This is a genomic window from Neobacillus driksii (assembly GCF_013409995.1).
GTDB lineage: Bacteria > Bacillota > Bacilli > Bacillales > Cytobacillaceae > Neobacillus > Neobacillus driksii.
The window spans coordinates 1-16,248 of sequence record NZ_JACCBX010000011.1; the positions used below are offsets into that span (position 1 = coordinate 1).

The 16,248-nt window shown below is 35.2% G+C and carries 19 protein-coding genes and 1 tRNA gene; 9 read left to right on the forward strand and 11 right to left on the reverse strand.

Annotated elements, in window-relative coordinates:
• Window positions 1–421: transposase (locus F4694_RS22420; protein ID WP_179602063.1), on the forward strand; the 421-nt coding region annotated here is incomplete at its 5' end.
• 258 nt (window positions 422–679) lie between these two features.
• Complete coding sequence (locus F4694_RS22425; protein WP_179602065.1) at window positions 680–1,081, forward strand: DUF3888 domain-containing protein; 402 nt, start codon at window positions 680–682, stop codon at window positions 1,079–1,081.
• Between the two features lie 141 nt (window positions 1,082–1,222).
• Here F4694_RS22425 and F4694_RS22430 read toward each other — a convergent pair whose 3' ends face one another.
• Window positions 1,223–1,450, reverse strand: a complete 228-nt coding sequence (locus F4694_RS22430) for a hypothetical protein (protein ID WP_179602067.1) — start codon at window positions 1,448–1,450, stop codon at window positions 1,223–1,225.
• A gap of 435 nt (window positions 1,451–1,885) precedes the next feature.
• Between F4694_RS22430 and F4694_RS22435 the strand changes: the two genes are divergently transcribed.
• Entirely contained in the window at window positions 1,886–2,725 is an 840-nt protein-coding gene (locus F4694_RS22435; RefSeq protein WP_179602069.1) for a phosphatase PAP2 family protein, read from the forward strand.
• A gap of 359 nt (window positions 2,726–3,084) precedes the next feature.
• Here the strand turns inward: F4694_RS22435 and F4694_RS22440 are convergent, their stop codons facing one another.
• The gene (locus F4694_RS22440) at window positions 3,085–4,164 is read right to left on the reverse strand and encodes a nitric oxide synthase oxygenase (protein ID WP_179602071.1); all 1,080 of its coding nucleotides are present in this window, start codon (window positions 4,162–4,164) and stop codon (window positions 3,085–3,087) included.
• 487 nt (window positions 4,165–4,651) lie between these two features.
• On the opposite strand from F4694_RS22440, the gene F4694_RS22445 reads away from it, so the two are divergent.
• Complete coding sequence (locus tag F4694_RS22445) at window positions 4,652–5,281, forward strand: cysteine hydrolase family protein (RefSeq protein WP_179602073.1); 630 nt, start codon at window positions 4,652–4,654, stop codon at window positions 5,279–5,281.
• A gap of 247 nt (window positions 5,282–5,528) precedes the next feature.
• On the opposite strand, the gene F4694_RS22450 is transcribed toward F4694_RS22445, so the two are convergent.
• Window positions 5,529–5,744: a DUF6366 family protein gene (locus F4694_RS22450; RefSeq protein WP_179602075.1), complete on the reverse strand. Its 216-nt coding sequence runs from the start codon at window positions 5,742–5,744 to the stop codon at window positions 5,529–5,531.
• Window positions 5,745–5,933: 189 nt separating this feature from the next.
• Here F4694_RS22450 and F4694_RS22455 point away from each other — a divergent pair, with 189 nt between their 5' ends.
• Entirely contained in the window at window positions 5,934–6,212 is a 279-nt protein-coding gene (locus F4694_RS22455; RefSeq protein ID WP_179602077.1) for an HU family DNA-binding protein, read from the forward strand.
• Between the two features lie 244 nt (window positions 6,213–6,456).
• Here the strand turns inward: F4694_RS22455 and F4694_RS22460 are convergent, their stop codons facing one another.
• The gene (locus F4694_RS22460) at window positions 6,457–6,657 is read right to left on the reverse strand and encodes a cold-shock protein (protein WP_179602079.1); all 201 of its coding nucleotides are present in this window, start codon (window positions 6,655–6,657) and stop codon (window positions 6,457–6,459) included.
• Between the two features lie 404 nt (window positions 6,658–7,061).
• Between F4694_RS22460 and F4694_RS22465 the strand changes: the two genes are divergently transcribed.
• Complete coding sequence (locus F4694_RS22465) at window positions 7,062–7,535, forward strand: hypothetical protein (protein WP_179602081.1); 474 nt, start codon at window positions 7,062–7,064, stop codon at window positions 7,533–7,535.
• A 661-nt stretch (window positions 7,536–8,196) separates the two neighbouring features.
• On the opposite strand, the gene F4694_RS22470 is transcribed toward F4694_RS22465, so the two are convergent.
• The 4 genes from F4694_RS22470 to F4694_RS31865 all read right to left on the reverse strand — a co-directional run bounded on the left by F4694_RS22470 (window position 8,197) and on the right by F4694_RS31865 (window position 11,880).
• Complete coding sequence (locus tag F4694_RS22470; RefSeq protein WP_179602083.1) at window positions 8,197–9,201, reverse strand: DUF3231 family protein; 1,005 nt, start codon at window positions 9,199–9,201, stop codon at window positions 8,197–8,199.
• A 673-nt stretch (window positions 9,202–9,874) separates the two neighbouring features.
• Window positions 9,875–10,891 carry a DUF3231 family protein gene (locus tag F4694_RS22475; RefSeq protein ID WP_179602085.1) on the reverse strand — a complete coding sequence of 339 codons (1,017 nt, stop codon included), beginning with the start codon at window positions 10,889–10,891 and terminating at the stop codon, window positions 9,875–9,877.
• Between the two features lie 433 nt (window positions 10,892–11,324).
• Window positions 11,325–11,636 carry a restriction endonuclease gene (locus F4694_RS22480; protein WP_179602087.1) on the reverse strand — a complete coding sequence of 104 codons (312 nt, stop codon included), beginning with the start codon at window positions 11,634–11,636 and terminating at the stop codon, window positions 11,325–11,327.
• Window positions 11,637–11,664: 28 nt separating this feature from the next.
• Complete coding sequence (locus F4694_RS31865; protein ID WP_218895797.1) at window positions 11,665–11,880, reverse strand: hypothetical protein; 216 nt, start codon at window positions 11,878–11,880, stop codon at window positions 11,665–11,667.
• Between the two features lie 842 nt (window positions 11,881–12,722).
• On the opposite strand from F4694_RS31865, the gene F4694_RS22485 reads away from it, so the two are divergent.
• On the forward strand, window positions 12,723–12,899 hold the full coding sequence (locus F4694_RS22485; protein WP_179602089.1) for a hypothetical protein: 177 nt from the start codon (window positions 12,723–12,725) through the stop codon (window positions 12,897–12,899).
• 282 nt (window positions 12,900–13,181) lie between these two features.
• Here the strand turns inward: F4694_RS22485 and F4694_RS22490 are convergent, their stop codons facing one another.
• Window positions 13,182–13,328: a hypothetical protein gene (locus F4694_RS22490; RefSeq protein WP_218895798.1), complete on the reverse strand. Its 147-nt coding sequence runs from the start codon at window positions 13,326–13,328 to the stop codon at window positions 13,182–13,184.
• A 1,055-nt stretch (window positions 13,329–14,383) separates the two neighbouring features.
• Window positions 14,384–14,480, reverse strand: a tRNA-Sec gene (locus tag F4694_RS22495).
• 219 nt (window positions 14,481–14,699) lie between these two features.
• On the opposite strand from F4694_RS22495, the gene F4694_RS22500 reads away from it, so the two are divergent.
• Both F4694_RS22500 and F4694_RS22505 read left to right on the forward strand, forming a co-directional pair.
• Window positions 14,700–15,131 (forward strand): DUF2621 domain-containing protein, encoded by a 432-nt coding sequence (locus F4694_RS22500; RefSeq protein WP_179602092.1) that lies wholly within the window; start codon window positions 14,700–14,702, stop codon window positions 15,129–15,131.
• A gap of 79 nt (window positions 15,132–15,210) precedes the next feature.
• Window positions 15,211–15,693, forward strand: a complete 483-nt coding sequence (locus F4694_RS22505) for a hypothetical protein (RefSeq protein WP_179602094.1) — start codon at window positions 15,211–15,213, stop codon at window positions 15,691–15,693.
• A gap of 46 nt (window positions 15,694–15,739) precedes the next feature.
• Here the strand turns inward: F4694_RS22505 and F4694_RS22510 are convergent, their stop codons facing one another.
• Window positions 15,740–16,213 (reverse strand): CcdC family protein, encoded by a 474-nt coding sequence (locus F4694_RS22510; protein ID WP_179602096.1) that lies wholly within the window; start codon window positions 16,211–16,213, stop codon window positions 15,740–15,742.
• Between the last annotated feature and the right edge of the window lie 35 nt (window positions 16,214–16,248).

Genomic DNA, 16,248 nt, shown 5'->3' on the forward strand with positions numbered 1-16,248 from the left:
ATATAATATTATCAAATCTATCCCTGGTATCGGAGAAAAAATCGCTGCAACGATCATTTCAGAAATTGGAGAGATAGATCGATTTACTGATCCTAAAAAGCTGGTAGCTTTCGCTGGAGTTGATCCTAGTGTATTCGAATCTGGAAAGTTTTCTGCCACTAAGAATCGAATTACAAAAAGAGGGTCCAGTAGGCTTCGTCACGCCTTATATATGGCTGTTCGTTGTGCCATTCGTGATTGCCGTAAAAAGAAAACAACGGATGAAATCATCCCTCGCAATAAGAAAATGCGAGAGTTTTACGACAAGAAACGTGGCGAAGGAAAACCCTTTAAAGTAGCTGTAATTGCATGTGTAAATAAACTCTTACATTGGATATTTGCCCTTTTAAAGAACAGAACCACTTTCCAAGATATAGCTTAGAACCAAAAATAAACTAAATAACACAAAACCTTCCAAAACCAGAATAACGGAAGGTTATTTGGCATGCACATTTTTAGTATAGCATGAGTTATTTTAAGTTTTTATTGAAAAATATTGACAAACTATTAGCTGGTTTAGTGGAACAAGCAGAAAAAAGATGCCGAATCAGATACCACTCCTTAACTCTTGCTCCTCTTTAGTTTAATAAGAATTTCTTTAATTGTTCATAATAAGAGCAACATTAAATGGAGGATTCTTATGAAAAAAAGCCTTTTAATATTGATTGCCTGCTTAACTCTTTTCTCTTATTCACCCGTTCAAGCCGAAACCGTAACTAAAAATGATGTACAGTTGCGTGATGATGTGATCCTCAATTTGCTTTTTTCATCCATCGACAAAGCACTCGAAAAACATTTCGGCAAATCGAAGCAGTGGTATTGCCAGCGGATTATCCAAATCAAAAAGGTGGAACCATACGAAACCTACAGCTACTTTAATGTCACCGTGCAGGTAACAACATTTGAAGGTGCTCACGATGTCCCATATGATTTAGTGACTATCACTTTAAGTAATAAAAATTCTATGGAGTGGCGGGCTATTGATGTCAAAAGCAGAGGGTTAAAGCCAAACGAAATAACTAAATGCAGGTATCCTTTGTAAGAAGGGTGCTTTTTCTTCGGGAATATTATTCAACTAAACCTGCCCGTTAGTTTAAGTACACCATTTTCACAATCTTTCTTTGCAAAAAAGAAAAAAGGCGACCTCCATCTTGAAGTATCGCACCCGTTAGCTCAATAACATTTACTTTTTTCTGCTAATCAAATAAAGAGTAAATCCAATGAGTATTGATGCAATTGCACCAATTAATACTTTTATATCTGAAACTCTGGCAACGAAGGTATCCTCACTTGTTTGCTCAATATAAAGGACTGTCAACCACTCTTCTCCAGTAGAAACATAAATTCCCCAAAGAAGCCAAGCTAAAAAGAGAAACAAAGAAAATAAAGAGATAGCAATTTTTCTATTCAATATTGATCACCCCTTAAAATTATATATTCGATTTTAGTAAGGGTAATCCCTGTATCTTATTAAGTTAACCTGCCCGTTAGCACAAAAAGAATAGCCGCCTTTATGGCAGCTAAATCTTCAATATAAGCACCCGTTACTTTAAGTACAATCCTTCACAAAATAATATACTAACTAACCTGTTTTCGGAATTCCTACACTCCACTGATTAAAACAAAATGACCTATTCATATGTTAAATAGGTCATCATTTTATAGCAGAATACTTTTTGCGGAATCCGCGTACAAACGGTCTTTTGGATTCAAATGTTTAGAAAAGTGGATGGGTAAATTAATGGTATATTGGATGGTCCATTCTAATTAATTTCTTTTATGATATATAGAGTAGTAAGAGTATTCATGATGAGCTCCTACTATAAAAATACTGGGAGAGAAAATTATGAAACAACAAAAGATAAAGTTAAATTTAATAACCGCCTTTACCCTCTTAATGCTTTTAATGTTATCAGCGTGTAGCTCGGAACAAACAAAAAATGCGGAAAAAAGGCAGCAAATAGAATCCTCCAACAATAAAGGAATGGGCTGGACACATGAAAATCCTGTAACACCAAAAGCAGGTGAGTGGAAGGGGCTTGAATTTAAGGATGGAAGTTCCTACAAGGTGGCAGCGCCTCCTGCAAACGATTCTGCGGAAACCAAAAAAGAACTGGAAGACTTGAAAAAGTTGACTGAAAATCGTACTGAAGAACAAATCGAATTTATTAAGCACTGGCAAAATACACCTAGCCCTGATACACTATGGCTCAATAAAACAGAGGAATTAATTAATAAATATGGATTAATGGGTCCCGAATCTGCTAGGGTCCATGCAGTTCTTTCAGGAGCAATTTATACCTCCTTGACAGCAACATTTCAAGCAAAATATGAATATTTACGACCAAGACCAACTGATCTAGACCCATCTATTAAATTACCAGAGGGAATGACGGTTCCGCCGCATCCTTCTTATCCTTCAGGACACACAGCAACAGCCTGGACGGCTGCTTATATACTGTCTTATTTCTTCCCGAATGAAAAAGACCAGTTAGAAGAAACAGCAGAAAAAGTAGCTCTTTCGAGAGAACAGATGGGGATTCATTATAAGAGCGATAATGTTGCTGCTAAAAAGTTAGCAAAGGCTGTTACAAATGATATAATTGAATCTCTAAAAGATGATAATGCTCCAACTGAGTATACAGAAGTTAAAAACACAGGTACAGGACATGGAGCTGGACATTGAAAATAAACATTAAGAAGCCGACCATTGATGGTTGGCTTTATCTATTTTTCATTATTTTTCTTTGATCGTTTTTGTTTATAGTAATGATTGGCTCACTTTTATTTAGAAATCATAAATGATCCTTATTGGAGTAACCTACTTCGTTAGTGCAATAAAAAAAGGGATAGCCGCTGCCATCCCATTCTTCAACTCGTGCACCCGTTTGTTTAAGTACAGCTCTTCACAATCTGTCAGATAGTTGAACAGGGAAAAGGAGATGCCTTATTTAAGCATAGAACCCTGTTAGTTGAAAAGCAGTATATAAAAAAATCGAAAACTAAATTAAAGAAGCCGACATTTTTGTTGGCTTCTTTAAAAACTTAATATGGTTTAGTTTGATAAAAATAGTTGGGCTTTTTAATTTCATTATTATATGGTTTATGAAAAATATGTGTTGTAGCTGGTGATAAAGGTGGAATGAGCCAAGTCCAATCACCTGTTACTGACCTTTCACTCTCCGATTCTTTTTCTTCAAACTTTTGAAATTGTTGAGCAGCCGTATGATGGTCTACTATACTAACCCCATCTTCCTTAAAAGAGTGTAATACTGCTGTATTCAACTCTAAAAGTGCACGATCCTTCCATAAAGATATATTACTTTTAATATCCAACCCCATTAAATTTCCTATTTGAGGAAGCATATTATAACGCGATTCATCTGCTAAGTTTCGTGCTCCTATCTCCGTGCCCATATACCAGCCATTAAATGGAGCCGCAGTATAAGTAATACCACCAATTTCCAGAATCATATCCGCAATCATCGGTACTGCATACCATTTCAGGTTTAAATCTTTAAACCAATTGTAATGATGATGGCGAATTGGAACTTCGAGAAGAAGTCTTTCTGGAATCTCGACTAATTTTGGATGATTCTCATTAATTTGAATAACTAAGGGTAAAACATCAAATTTTCCAAACTTCGGTTCCCACCCCAGATTTATACAAGTCTCAGTAAAGGATAAAGAGTGCGGGTCCCCTAGAACACCTTGTTCAGTTTTATAACCTGCATAGCGAATTAATTGGTGATTCCATATACGTACCGTTTTATTAGGAGTTTTCTGTGAAAAAATTGTTATTGTAGGGCGTATACGACCCTTATTAGTAGCATATTCTATGTGCTCAAATAAAGCTTCAATAATTTCCTCTTCGGTGTTTAAGTTCCTTTTATCGATAACGTTTAAATGATCCCAAAATAATCTTCCTATACAACGATTACTATTACGCCAGCCCACTTTTGCCCCATATTCTAGTTCCTCGGCTGTGTGTTTATAATACCCTTGGTTTAATATCTGTTTACTAATTTCATTTAACCTATTATCCAGTTCCTGTTCAGTCTTATTTAATTCTCTATAACAAGAATGAATATATTCCTTTGCTTCCTTAAATAAATCGTTAATCAAAAAAAATCCTCCTATGATATACTATGTTCAAATAATATCATAGTGGATTTAAATAAAAAAAAACAATTGTTACAAAATCAGCACATAATCCCAAATAAGCACACTGAGTTTTATTCAATTAAACTGCTTCGTTACTTTAAGTACATTCTTTCACAAACTTACTTATGGAGTAAACATTTTGGAGATTTTGTTCACTCCATAAAAAAAGACCGTCTTTGTGACGATCGACTCTTCAACTAAAGCACCCGTTAGCTTAACAAGTACCTTCTGGAAACATTCGTCAAAGTTGCACACTAATTTTCTATAACAAAGTGAACTAAACAAACTACAAATACATATAAATGCCTATAGAGTTTTTAATGACTATGTACTTGTTCGATGCGGCTGTCGTGTCAATGCTGAATTTTTTTAAAAAACAACTTCTCTATCTTTCCTGAACAGGTAACAAACATTTCCGCAAGCTTATGCTGCGAGGGAGGTAAGTAATTTGCCGTTTAAACCACATCCCAATAATACTGCTATTGTAATCACAGACCCACAAAATGACTTTATGAGTCCTGGGGGAAGAGGCTATCATCTGACTAAAGGAACTATTGAACGAAACAATACCATACAAAAACTTGAACTATTAATGAGAACTGCCATCAATAAGGGATACCAACTTTTCATATCGCCCCATTATTTATACCCTCATGATTATGGCTGGCAATTTACAGGAAATGAACAAAAGATGCTATTAGGTCTTAGAATGTATCAAGTGGCAAATGCGTACACACCACCGTCATTTGGAGCTGATTTTGTTCATTCTTTCAAACCTTATATTTTTGATAGAAGAACCGTCATTGCAACTCCTCACAAGGTTGCCAGCCCACAAACAAATGACTTGGAATATCAGTTACGACAACATAGAAAAGAGAAGATAATTATTGCAGGGGTGCTTTCCAACGTTTGTGTAGAGTCCCATATGAGGCATCTAATCGAAACTGGTTTTGAAACAGCTGTTGTATACGATGCCACCGCAACAATTAGTGAAGAGGATTTTCAAGCTGCCGTTACCAATTATAAAGCATTTGCCAGTGCTACTTGGACGACACAGGAGGCTATTTCAAACTTATAAATCATTCCCCAATGGTAATTTCCTATACAACTTGTCTGAACTGTCCCCAAGTGGTTACTTGGTCAGAATAAGAGCTTGGAATAACGGATGAATTTAGATAGCACAACCCCCTCCAATCTGTTCGGAGGGGGCTATTCTTGCTTGGCACAAACATAAAAGAGCCATTTCCATTCTTCAACTAAACTGCCGTTTAGTTCAATAAGAAATCTGCCTCGATGACAGCTCGGTTCTTCAACTCTTGGACCCGTTACTTTAGGAAGATTGAAGCAATAATAACTCCAATTATGAGTACCAGAATAAGTATCCCCGTACCTTTCCAGCCTAAGCTGCCTACTAAATCCACAAGACCTCCACTTTGTGCTCTATTAAAAGCATCATTCAGACTACCTGTCGGATTTCTTTTTAATTCTTCTTGTCGTAACCTCTCTCTTTTTCGTTCAGGAGTTTCTTTGTTTTTTTGCACTCAAACACCCCCTATAAATTAAACCATTCTTTATATATTTTACCACAAATAACCATTATCCTTGTTAAACTATCCTGCCAGTTAGTTGAACAAGAAAAATAAGGTTAGAGTTGCGAACTAATGTACGCTATGTTACAACTAAGGTACGTCCCCTGTGGATTGTAAAGTCTTTAAAGGAGTGATTATAAAATGAATAAAACAGATTTCATTAATCAAGTAGCAAAAACCGCAGAACTTTCACAGAAAGAAGCATCTAAAGCAGTAGATGCAGTTTTTGATACTATTTTGGAAGCATTAAAAAATGGTGATAAAGTTCAATTGATTGGCTTCGGTAATTTTGAGGTTCGTGAACGTGCTGCACGTACAGGTCGAAATCCACAAACTGGGGAAGAAATTCAGATAGCAGCTGGAAAAGTTCCCGCTTTTAAGGCTGGTAAAGCTCTTAAAGATGCAGTAGCTGAAAAGTAATAAATAATGATCTTTAGTGTTGCATACAAAAAATGAATGACCATTTCAGTCACTCTTAACTAAATCAGTTCAGAAATCTATATGACCTATGATAATTCGTGTTTATGTGATACACTTTATTTACCATTTGAATTACTGTTTACATGTTCCCCACTCATTCGTGAGTGGGGTTCCTTGTTTTTAAGGTAAATAAAAAACAGACTCTAAGATAGAGCCTGTCTATATCCAACATTATTATTTATTATTAAGCTTTACGAACGTTAGTAGCTTGGGGTCCACGTTGACCTTGCTCTACGTCAAAAGTAACTGCTTGACCTTCGTCTAAAGATTTGAAACCTTCGCTTTGGATTGCTGAGAAGTGAACGAATACATCGTCTCCTACTTCGCGTTCGATAAATCCAAAACCTTTTTCTGCGTTAAACCATTTTACTTTACCTTGTTCCAAGTGTGTTTCCTCCTGCTGTGTGCTTTTGCACACATATATTACTATCCTTGCTCCCAGTGATCATTTAGATGAAAAGTTCAACTAATACTATCCTTTACACCGAACAAAAATAATTCTTCCTTAGAATACCATTTTTTGAAAGTGTTTGCAAGATTACAATCCATTATGTGAATTTATGTCACTTTCTAGCAAAAAAGGCGAAAGTAAACAAGTAATAAATAAAAACTCACATATTCTCGGCTTATTAAATAACTCGTTATTGAGTTAAATCACCCTTTACTTTAGGTACATTTCTTCACAATCTCAGTTTGCTTTATTTAGTGGATAAGTAGTGGATAGTTTTATTGCTTTTCATAAAATTACCTATTGGGGGGAAATTATTCTTGATGGATAGGAGGTTGCATATGAAAAGGTTAAAAGTTGCGAGGGCATTATTGCCAACGTTGATGATTTTATCCTGGCTGACGATTCCTTTGCTTGGGAAAAAAGCACTGAAACGATTCTTGCCTGCAAGTATGTTGATGGCAATTATTGTTTGGTTGGAGGGTATATTGGCTAAGAAAAGAAAATGGTGGTGGTATTATGTTAAAATCCACCCTAAAATACCTGGTAGATTTCCTTTAACTTGGGGACCATTTTTGATCGGTTCTATTTGGATTTTACGATTAACTTATGGGAAATTCAAGTGGTATCTGCTGCTGAACCTTGTCATTGATACCATTTTTACTTATAAATTTGTGGATACGCTGAAAGACCTTGGGATAGCCTCGTTAGTTCGTTTGAAGAAATATCAATTATCTATACTCTTTTTTGTAAAATCGCTTCTTTTATACGGAATTCAGATGATCCGTGAAATAATTGGGAATGTTGAACGATGAACAGTTTTGCCTGAAGTTAAATGAGGAGCTAGAACAATGCAAAACACGAGCGTTCATATGTTATTTGAGACCCTAAAAAGTATAGAAACTAAAAACTGTCCAACATTAATATTAATATTTATTGGACGTTTTTACCATTACATTCGCTACTTAGAAGGAATATACTTATTAGTGGTTGGGGGATTGATGCTCTCGACTTTTCCCTTTAAATAAAAGTTTTTTTCATCACCTTTTGGTTCAATACGTAATATGGGATCCATATCATCCATTACATAAACTTTGTATTATTTTGTAAATAACGTACAAAATAACACCATGCCAAGTTCCTCTTGTCGCTTGGTAAATATTTGATGTGCTGTCCATCCTTACATGTAGGGTGGACGTTTTTATTTTTCTTCATCTGGTCAGAAGATCTACAAATCTTATCGTTAGGTGAAGAAGAGGTTATAATACTCCTCTTTATTTCACTTTTTGATTCAAATAAGACGTAAAAGACAGGTGGATTTTTGTCCCTCTTGTTTCACTAACCTGCACCTTTAGTTTAATAAAAAATAGCTGCCATATTGGCAACTTGATCTTAAACCCTTGCACCCGGTAGTTGAACAAGAAAAAATAAAAAGCGACCTGCAAAAGCAGAATCGCTGTATTAGTCACTGATTGTTTAAAGACTTCTGTTCCTTAATGCTTCCCTATCTACATTTTGCGGAGGTTGTTCCAACCACCTGTTTTCAATCATCAATTGAGTTCCATCATGAGCATATTGAAGTATTTCAGCCACTAACCTTGTATAATGCCCACCTATATCCTTTCTAAGGCTTGCACCAATTGCAGCCCCGTAGCCAGCAACACTAATTTCATTCAGGCTAAGAGTATGTAACATCATTAGCTTATCTGAAAATGGTGAATCAACGGATTGAGATATGTTTGAATCCCAGGTACTTGGTAACGGCACTTCATCTTCAACCAATATTTGTCTAAAAACAGTTTCATGCTTTGCGGCTATTTCTGCACCTCTTTCCATATATTTTCTAACTTCAGGTGATTTAGCCGTTTGGGAAAAACCAGATATAAATGTTCTACCAATTGAGTTTGTTTCTGTATTTTTACAAATATGTGCTAGTTCAATGGCAGTTAAAGGTCGATGTTTACCTATTAATCCTGATAGAAATGATTCGCTTTGAATGTATTCAGCTTTTTCCATTGGAGCAATGGTAGGCGAACGGACGAAAGCACCTTTCTTAAGAAGTAAGTCACAAGTATCATTGTAAAGTTTCATAAACATTTCAGAAGTTTTCGTAAAAAATCCCCTTACATCTTTTCGTGCCTGCACTTCAAGCAAAGCAGCTGCGGCTACTGTACCAGTCGCAGCCATGTATTTAATATATCGCAAGGTAAAAAGGTCTGAATATAATCGACCCGCATTTAAGTTTACATCTTCTTGTGTGAATCCAATAGGTATCGCATGGTTTTCTTTTTCAAAGATTTGTTTAACTTCATTTACAACAAAATTACAATTTTTCATAGCAGATTGAATAATGTCTGTACTATCTTCATCTTCATTTACCTTGGCAAAATGCTGGACAATACAATAAGCCATTGAATTCTGCATAAAGGCACTCCATAATGCTGCAACTTCTGAAGAAATAAGTTCTGGGTTATGCTCCATTATTTGTTAACACTCCAATGTTTTTTTTCTTATTGTTTACAAAATGTTTTCAAAGTATTAATTCATTATGGAGAAGTAAACATGTTTTATTTTCGAAATTAAATCAAAACTTTCCTCAACTAACCTGCCTCAATAGTTTAAGTACATTCCTTCACAATCTTATATATATAACAAATAAAAAGAAGGAACCATTGTGATCCCAAACTAAACAATGCTTTAAGGATTTTTCTTCCATTCCACAAATGAAGGTATCCGGAGGAACCCAGCTTTAGTTATGTTCCTATATTTGACCCGGCATTTAACCGGCTCAAAAAAGATAAATTTATCATCTTCTGAAACGACTTGATGCTGCCGGTAAAGGTTCTTTTTTTCTCCGGGTGGCATAAATCACATTACTCTAGCTGGTTTTCCAAAGCTCAGCAGCGTCCAGGATTCAACCCTGGTATATTTAACGCAAATACTTACCTTCCCACCTTGGAATACCCTCAACGTCATCTTCTAGCGAGTCAAACGTATTGAGCGTTAATGATATTATGAAAATGAACAGCGTTCCCATTCTACTATACGCCAACGCTAAGGAAAAAGTTTAAGTTAATACCTGAGAAGCCTAGGAATTTCAAAAAAACAGAGCTTGTACGTATCCAAGCTCTTTGTAACATTCTATCATAACTGATTAATGCTTTCTCCGTATTAATTCATCCCTATCTGCTGCCAGTGGAGGTTGTTCTAACCATCCATTATTAATCATGATATTAGCTCCATCCTCAGTGTATAATTGAATTTCTAATGAAAGCCTGTTATACATTGAACTAATATCACCTCTTAGACCTTGTGCAACCCCCTGACCATAATAACCGATACTCAAAGCATTCAACCCAGATGTAAAGAACATCATGAGTTTATCAGAAAATGTATTAGTTGTACTACTCGTTATTTCTGAATCCCAACCCATTGGTGACGGGAGTTTACTTTCCTCTAATTTTCCTCTAAATAATGTTACATGTTTATTCGCAATTTCTATACCTTTTATAAAGAACTGTTTTACATCCTTTTTCTTTGCAACCTGACTAAATCCGGTAAGGGTAGCTGCACCCAGAGCATTTCTTTGAAGATTATTATATAAATTATCTACTTCCATTGCTGCTAATGGTCTTTTCTCTCCAACTACATCTAAGATAAACCATTGCTTTTTTACATATTCAACCTCCTCTAAATTGGGCAAGTTGGGAGACCTTATGTACAACCCTTTTATCAATAATAAGTCCTTTGCTTTTTCATATAATTCCATTGTTTCAGAAAGGCAGTTCTTATAATATGCTGTAATGTCTTGTCTCACTGATGTTGCTACGCTGCCTGCATATACTGTTAATCCAACCTTAGCCATTTGGTGTATAAAATTTAATACAAAGCTGTCTGAAAAAAGTCGAGGAGCAGCTAGATCAACATCCTCCGTAATACTAAAACCTTGTGGAACTACATTCTTTTCTTCTGTTAATATAGCTGTAATTTTTTGGACATGTGAATTAGATAGCTGCAATGCAAATTCAATTAAAGGCTTAATCTCATCATCCTCAGCTTTTTCTAAAAAATATGTAAGCACACATATGCTTGAGCTATCATTTAAATATTGCGACCAAAGTTGAGCAATCTCTCCTGCCGTTAGCCTAATCTGCTTTCCCTTTTCCTCCATACAGCGACCTCCAAATAGAAATACTACATGTTACTCTCTCCACAAATTACCTTTAATATGTATCAGTATATGGACTGTATAATACAAAAAATGAGCCTCGTTAAAACGCACGGCTCATAAACAATTTATATGATTTAACTTTTTAATACCATTCTACAAATGACGGTATCCGGAGGAACCCAGCTTTAGTTATGTTCCTAAACTTGACCCGGCATTTAACCGGCTCAAAAAAGATAAATTTATCATCCTCTGAAACAACTTTCTGCTGCCGGTATAGTTTCTTTTTTCTCCGGGTGGCATAAACTCCATAATCCCAGTGGTTTACCATTTAGAAAGCTCAGTAGTAGCCCAAATTCGCCTCTTCTAAGCTCTATTAACCATGAATCATCAGCATGTTGGGTAATTAATCAGGTTGAGCCAATCTTGGCTACATTTATTGAGGTAACTTCGCTAAGTCATTTGCTTGTTGCGTTAAATTAAAAAGAGATTTACGATCTATTAGTCTAACTTGGAGTTTTCTTGCATCATCTATAGCTTGTTCCGTAAAAAATGAATTTGTTATAACACATGCTTCATCACATTTATATATATGCTGTCCCGAGAAAACCTGTTGAATTGCAGTATTAGTCAATTTTGCGTCATATCGTTTACATTGAATAGCGATCTTTTTACTATTTTTGTAAGCGATAATATCGACACCTTTATCTCCCGTTACCTGCGTTAATTCTACACCTGTATATCCCATATTTTTTAGGAGTTGCTGGACGAAGACTTCAAATTGAATTCCTCATGTTATCAACTTCGGATAAGGTGTAATCAACCTTTTCCCTCTTTAATTTTGCTTGTTCTATCCTCCATTTTTTCACCTTTTCTTTTTGAGAGGAAACTTCAGTCCTTGGATCAAAAATAATTGGTAAATTGGGATAAGGGTATGCAGCAGCTTCCTTTTTATCTAACTTCTCACTTAATCTAAATATGTAAAAACTCATAACGCCAAGAATAAATGCAACAGTTTATGAAGTAAATGTTCCCCTTACGAATAAAAAATACATCCCTAAAAATAAAGCAAAAAAGAACATAGTCCCACTAACAATAGATAAAATTTTGGCATTTCTCCCATATTTCCTGTATCTTTCTTTCTCTACTTCTTTATTTCTTCATCATTCTTACTTTTTTGTCTATTATATTCCTCCTTTAGGCACAGAAAACACTTTAATTCTACTTTCTTATGTTCATAGTTAAATGATTCATAAATAACTATGTTTATCTCGTCAGAAAAACCAATTAAATCCCCATGTACCGAACATTTCATGCTTAACTTTCTGCTTAAATGTCTATTGTTTTTTGTTGTTTTGTTGTAACTAGCCCCCATATACTCCTCATCCACTTTCCTTTTACTTCCATAATACAAAATTCTGAGTTAATATCACATACTTTTTTAAAGCCGTTTCTAGCAGTAAAAGATTTTACTTACAACCTGTTAGTGAAAATAGGAAAATAATAACCGAATATTACCACAATATTCGTAGTATAGACGTCATCCCATACAGTAAGCTTTACCGAATGGTTACATTCTCCGGCATAAAGTATGCCCCTTGCCACTTTATTTTCCCTCGAACTCTTAGTACCAATTTCATCACCCCCTAACCATCATACACGAACATTAGTTCTTGTTTGCAAAAAAGGAAAAGAACACCATAAAAAGTGGTCTTTGATTAAATTATTCAACTTTTCAAACCACCTACTTACATCGGAAAGAAGGTCTTAAATTTACCTTAAAAGTAATATAATCAATTAAGTTTTTATTGAAATTTAATAAGGGGTGAAATTTATGTCAAAAGTTAAAAAGCCGTTTTACAGAGGAGAAATTTATAAATCTCTGAACGAAGTTGGAAGGACATTATCCTTTGTCGTTAATATTTATCAAAATAAGAAGGATAAAGAGAAAATATGGATTGTATCCAATGATATCTTAGCACCTACGGAAGCTAATAATCATCCAAACTGAGTTAATTATCATCCTAAATTATTCCGACGTTTAAAAGAGGTTTTGATTAAGGAAGGAAGATGGACGGATTAGCATATATATATGAATGGCTCCAATACCGAAATTCGCCCTACCTCATTAAGAGACGGGGCTTTTCATTCATCATTTAGTGTGTTCGTCTTGTTGAAGGTAAATAATCAATCCTTTTCCTCACTTCGGATTTTCACTTGGATATAATAGTCATTTAAGAATTTTGCTGCGTCATCAAGACCGATTGTTCCCTAAGACTTCTCATCTTAAAGTTTATTGGATTTTTAGTAGGTCTATTAAGTATCGCAAAACGAGCTTCTCTCTGGTATTCAAAGAAGCGATCTGTGGAGTCCCTGTATCCATTACTTGAACTTGAATTTGTGACTGCCCTTTTAAATCAGAAATTTTTCTTGTCAGCATTATATGATAAGACATGAAATCACCTCACATATATTATATACAAACATTCGTTCCTATTGTTTGATTCAAAATAAAAAACCTTCCAAAAAGGAAGGCTGAAGCACACGGAACATCTCAATTATATTTTTGTGGGTCTTTTAATATTAGTAGTGAACAACACTCCACATGTGTGGTATTAGGGACAAAATGATGTGACCAAAAGGTGACCAGAAATGACTGTTACAGTTTTTTTAAATAGTAAATACCTGTTCAATTAAAGTTAAACCCTTATACGTCAAGGATTTTCGCGCTCTATTGGAATCAAATCTACCTTAAGGATATGAGTATCAAGCAGTTTTGAAATTAGAGGAATAGAGGATTTTTATGTACTTTTACTAAATTCTGATAGTGAAGTTATCCTGTTAAAGTTATATATAATTGAACGAAAGAATTTAGGAGAAATTTGGAAATCAAATAAATTTATTAAAACGACCAAAAGAAGGTGAATAAATTCGTGGCCAAGAAAAAAACACATGAGGAGTTTGTTCAACAAGTATTTACTGAAATTGGTGAAGAATATATTGTACTAGGAAAATATCAAGGCTCTATGAAAAAGGTTAAAATGAAACATGTTAAGTGTGGCAACGTGTATGAAACTACAACTGGAAGCTTTTTAAATAAAAAGAGTAGATGCAAACGATGTACTTATGAAAGAGTAACAAAAAGCAGGACAAAAACTCAGAGGCAATTTGAGCACGAGGTATTCGAGTTAGTGAAGGATGAGTATGAAGTTTTAGGGCAATATATTACCACTCATACAGACATTAAGATTAAGCATAATGTCTGTGGTAATGAATATATGGTGCGACCTCATAATTTTTTACAAGGAGCAAGATGTTCGGAATGTAGACGAAAAGAACTCTCCAACAGAACTAGAAAGTCCCATCGATCATTTCTGCAGGAAGTATTCAAACGTGTAGGTGAAGAATATGTTATTTTAGGGACTTATAAAGGTGCCAACTCAAGTTCCTCTTATAACTTCACAAATGTTCCTCAAAACCCTTATATATCAAGGTTGGCGGGACTGCGTGGGAATCGAACCCACCAGACCTGGCACGCAGGTCTCAAGCAGTTTTGAAGACTGTGGAGGACACCAGTACCCCATTCAGCCCCAGAATTATTATTGTAGAAAAGATAACTACTATTTGTAATCATAATACAATGGAATATAGTAATAATCAATAGTATTGGGGATTTTGTCATTTTTTCGACAACTTTTGCAACCCTCTTAAAAGCCCTCTTTCTCCTTTAAAATAAAGGTGATAACTTGTCTTTTCACCATATTACAGACTATAATAGATAGATGAAAATAGTAATCTGTAGGTGAATACAATGGGGCAATTAACAGGTTGGTTTCTTTGGTTTATATTAATATGGATCTTTGCCTTTGCCGGGGCCATGGCGATTGGCGGATTTTTTATGTTTCGAAAGTTCCTTAAGAAAATGCCTAAAGAAGATGGCAAATCGGTGATGGACTGGGAAGAATATTATGTGAATGAATCCCGGCATCTTTGGGGCGAAGAAGAGAAAGCCCTTCTCGAAGACTTGGTGAGCCCGGTTCCTGAATTATTCCGTGATGTCGCTCGGCACAAGATAGCTGGTAAAATTGGCGAACTGGCTCTAAATGAAAAAGTCCCAAAAATTACAGAAGAGATCGTGATCCGCGGCTACATTCAAGCCACACCAAAAAGAGATCATAAATTTTTACGTAAAAAGCTATTTGAAAATAGAATTGATGTAGCTCCATATGAGCATTTATTCTAAACCGTCCAATTTTTGGCGGTTTTTTTTCATGAATTTGGATATTTTATTAAAGAGTCAAATAGTAGGTTGAGGTGAAACAATGGCGAAACGTAAGGCGACTAAGAGGCATAAGATATTTAATCTATTGTTAATAGTGATACCGTGGCTGTCATTATTATTTATAGGAAAGCGCGATTTTAAACGCTATTCTTTTTCAGGTATATTTATTGTGATTTTTGAAATCATGAATCATTTGTATGGACACAAGCGGAATTGGTGGAAGTTTTACGATAAGAAGAAATCTTTTATTAGAGATGAACTTCCTTTTAGTGTGGGTCCATATGCGCCTTTTTCGATGTGGCTCCTTAAAATCTCGGAAGGAAACTTTAAGAAATTTGTGCTACTAAATTTAATAGCTGATGGTGCCTTTGCTTTCTTTATCATTGATGTTCTTAAAAAACTTAAAATTATCAGTCTGGGTCGATTAAATCATATTCAGTTTTTTGTCTACTTACACTATAAGGCCTATCTTTTATATGGGGTACAGTATTTGTTTGATAAAATTAGAAGATATCGTTATTAAAGAAACGCTCAGAGCTATTGTGCCCTGAGCGTTTTTTATAGCAATGTCATTGTTGACCATGAAGCTGTCGATATAGCTGTTTGTAATCCAAGTACATCGCAATCCGCCATGGAACAATCATACTAAATGCAAGCAGGAAGAACATACCGCTTAGTTCTCCATAATCAATTGTGGCACTTAAGATCGTTTTCAAGCCAATCCTTACTACTAGTAATCCTACTAAAATGTAAATAAATGCCTTCGATCTTTTCAGGAATATTTCATTCTCCCGAATTTCAAATTTAGAAGTTTTAATCAACAGGATCGAAAAAAGCATGCCCAGAATAACTACCTCTAAAATTTCCATACCTGTTAATCGAAATTCTGGTACAACATACATTAATGCCCCGCTCGACATAAACACAGGAGGCATGATAATTTTCAAAGCATTTGTAGGCTTCTTTGCGGCTTTCATACGGACAAATAAAGCAAATATCCCCATAAATACCGCTCCTATTGAAGAAACAACAACGAAGTTCATAGGTTCCATCCCCTATTTTCTTATAATAAAACCAT

Excerpts from the sequence above, each read along its gene's own strand:
- F4694_RS22485 (WP_179602089.1), top strand. The coding sequence starts at position 12,723 with ATGTCAAAAGTTAAAAAGCCGTTTTACAGAGGAGAAATTTATAAATCT.
- F4694_RS22435 (WP_179602069.1), top strand. The coding sequence starts at position 1,886 with ATGAAACAACAAAAGATAAAGTTAAATTTAATAACCGCCTTTACCCTC.
- F4694_RS22455 (WP_179602077.1), top strand. The coding sequence starts at position 5,934 with ATGAATAAAACAGATTTCATTAATCAAGTAGCAAAAACCGCAGAACTT.
- F4694_RS31865 (WP_218895797.1), bottom strand. The coding sequence starts at position 11,880 with ATGAGTTTTTACATATTTAGATTAAGTGAGAAGTTAGATAAAAAGGAA.
- F4694_RS22425 (WP_179602065.1), top strand. The coding sequence starts at position 680 with ATGAAAAAAAGCCTTTTAATATTGATTGCCTGCTTAACTCTTTTCTCT.
- F4694_RS22475 (WP_179602085.1), bottom strand. The coding sequence starts at position 10,891 with ATGGAGGAAAAGGGAAAGCAGATTAGGCTAACGGCAGGAGAGATTGCT.
- F4694_RS22490 (WP_218895798.1), bottom strand. The coding sequence starts at position 13,328 with ATGCTGACAAGAAAAATTTCTGATTTAAAAGGGCAGTCACAAATTCAA.
- F4694_RS22500 (WP_179602092.1), top strand. The coding sequence starts at position 14,700 with ATGGGGCAATTAACAGGTTGGTTTCTTTGGTTTATATTAATATGGATC.
- F4694_RS22465 (WP_179602081.1), top strand. The coding sequence starts at position 7,062 with ATGAAAAGGTTAAAAGTTGCGAGGGCATTATTGCCAACGTTGATGATT.
- F4694_RS22470 (WP_179602083.1), bottom strand. The coding sequence starts at position 9,201 with ATGGAGCATAACCCAGAACTTATTTCTTCAGAAGTTGCAGCATTATGG.
- F4694_RS22510 (WP_179602096.1), bottom strand. The coding sequence starts at position 16,213 with ATGAACTTCGTTGTTGTTTCTTCAATAGGAGCGGTATTTATGGGGATA.
- F4694_RS22480 (WP_179602087.1), bottom strand. The coding sequence starts at position 11,636 with ATGGGATATACAGGTGTAGAATTAACGCAGGTAACGGGAGATAAAGGT.
- F4694_RS22505 (WP_179602094.1), top strand. The coding sequence starts at position 15,211 with ATGGCGAAACGTAAGGCGACTAAGAGGCATAAGATATTTAATCTATTG.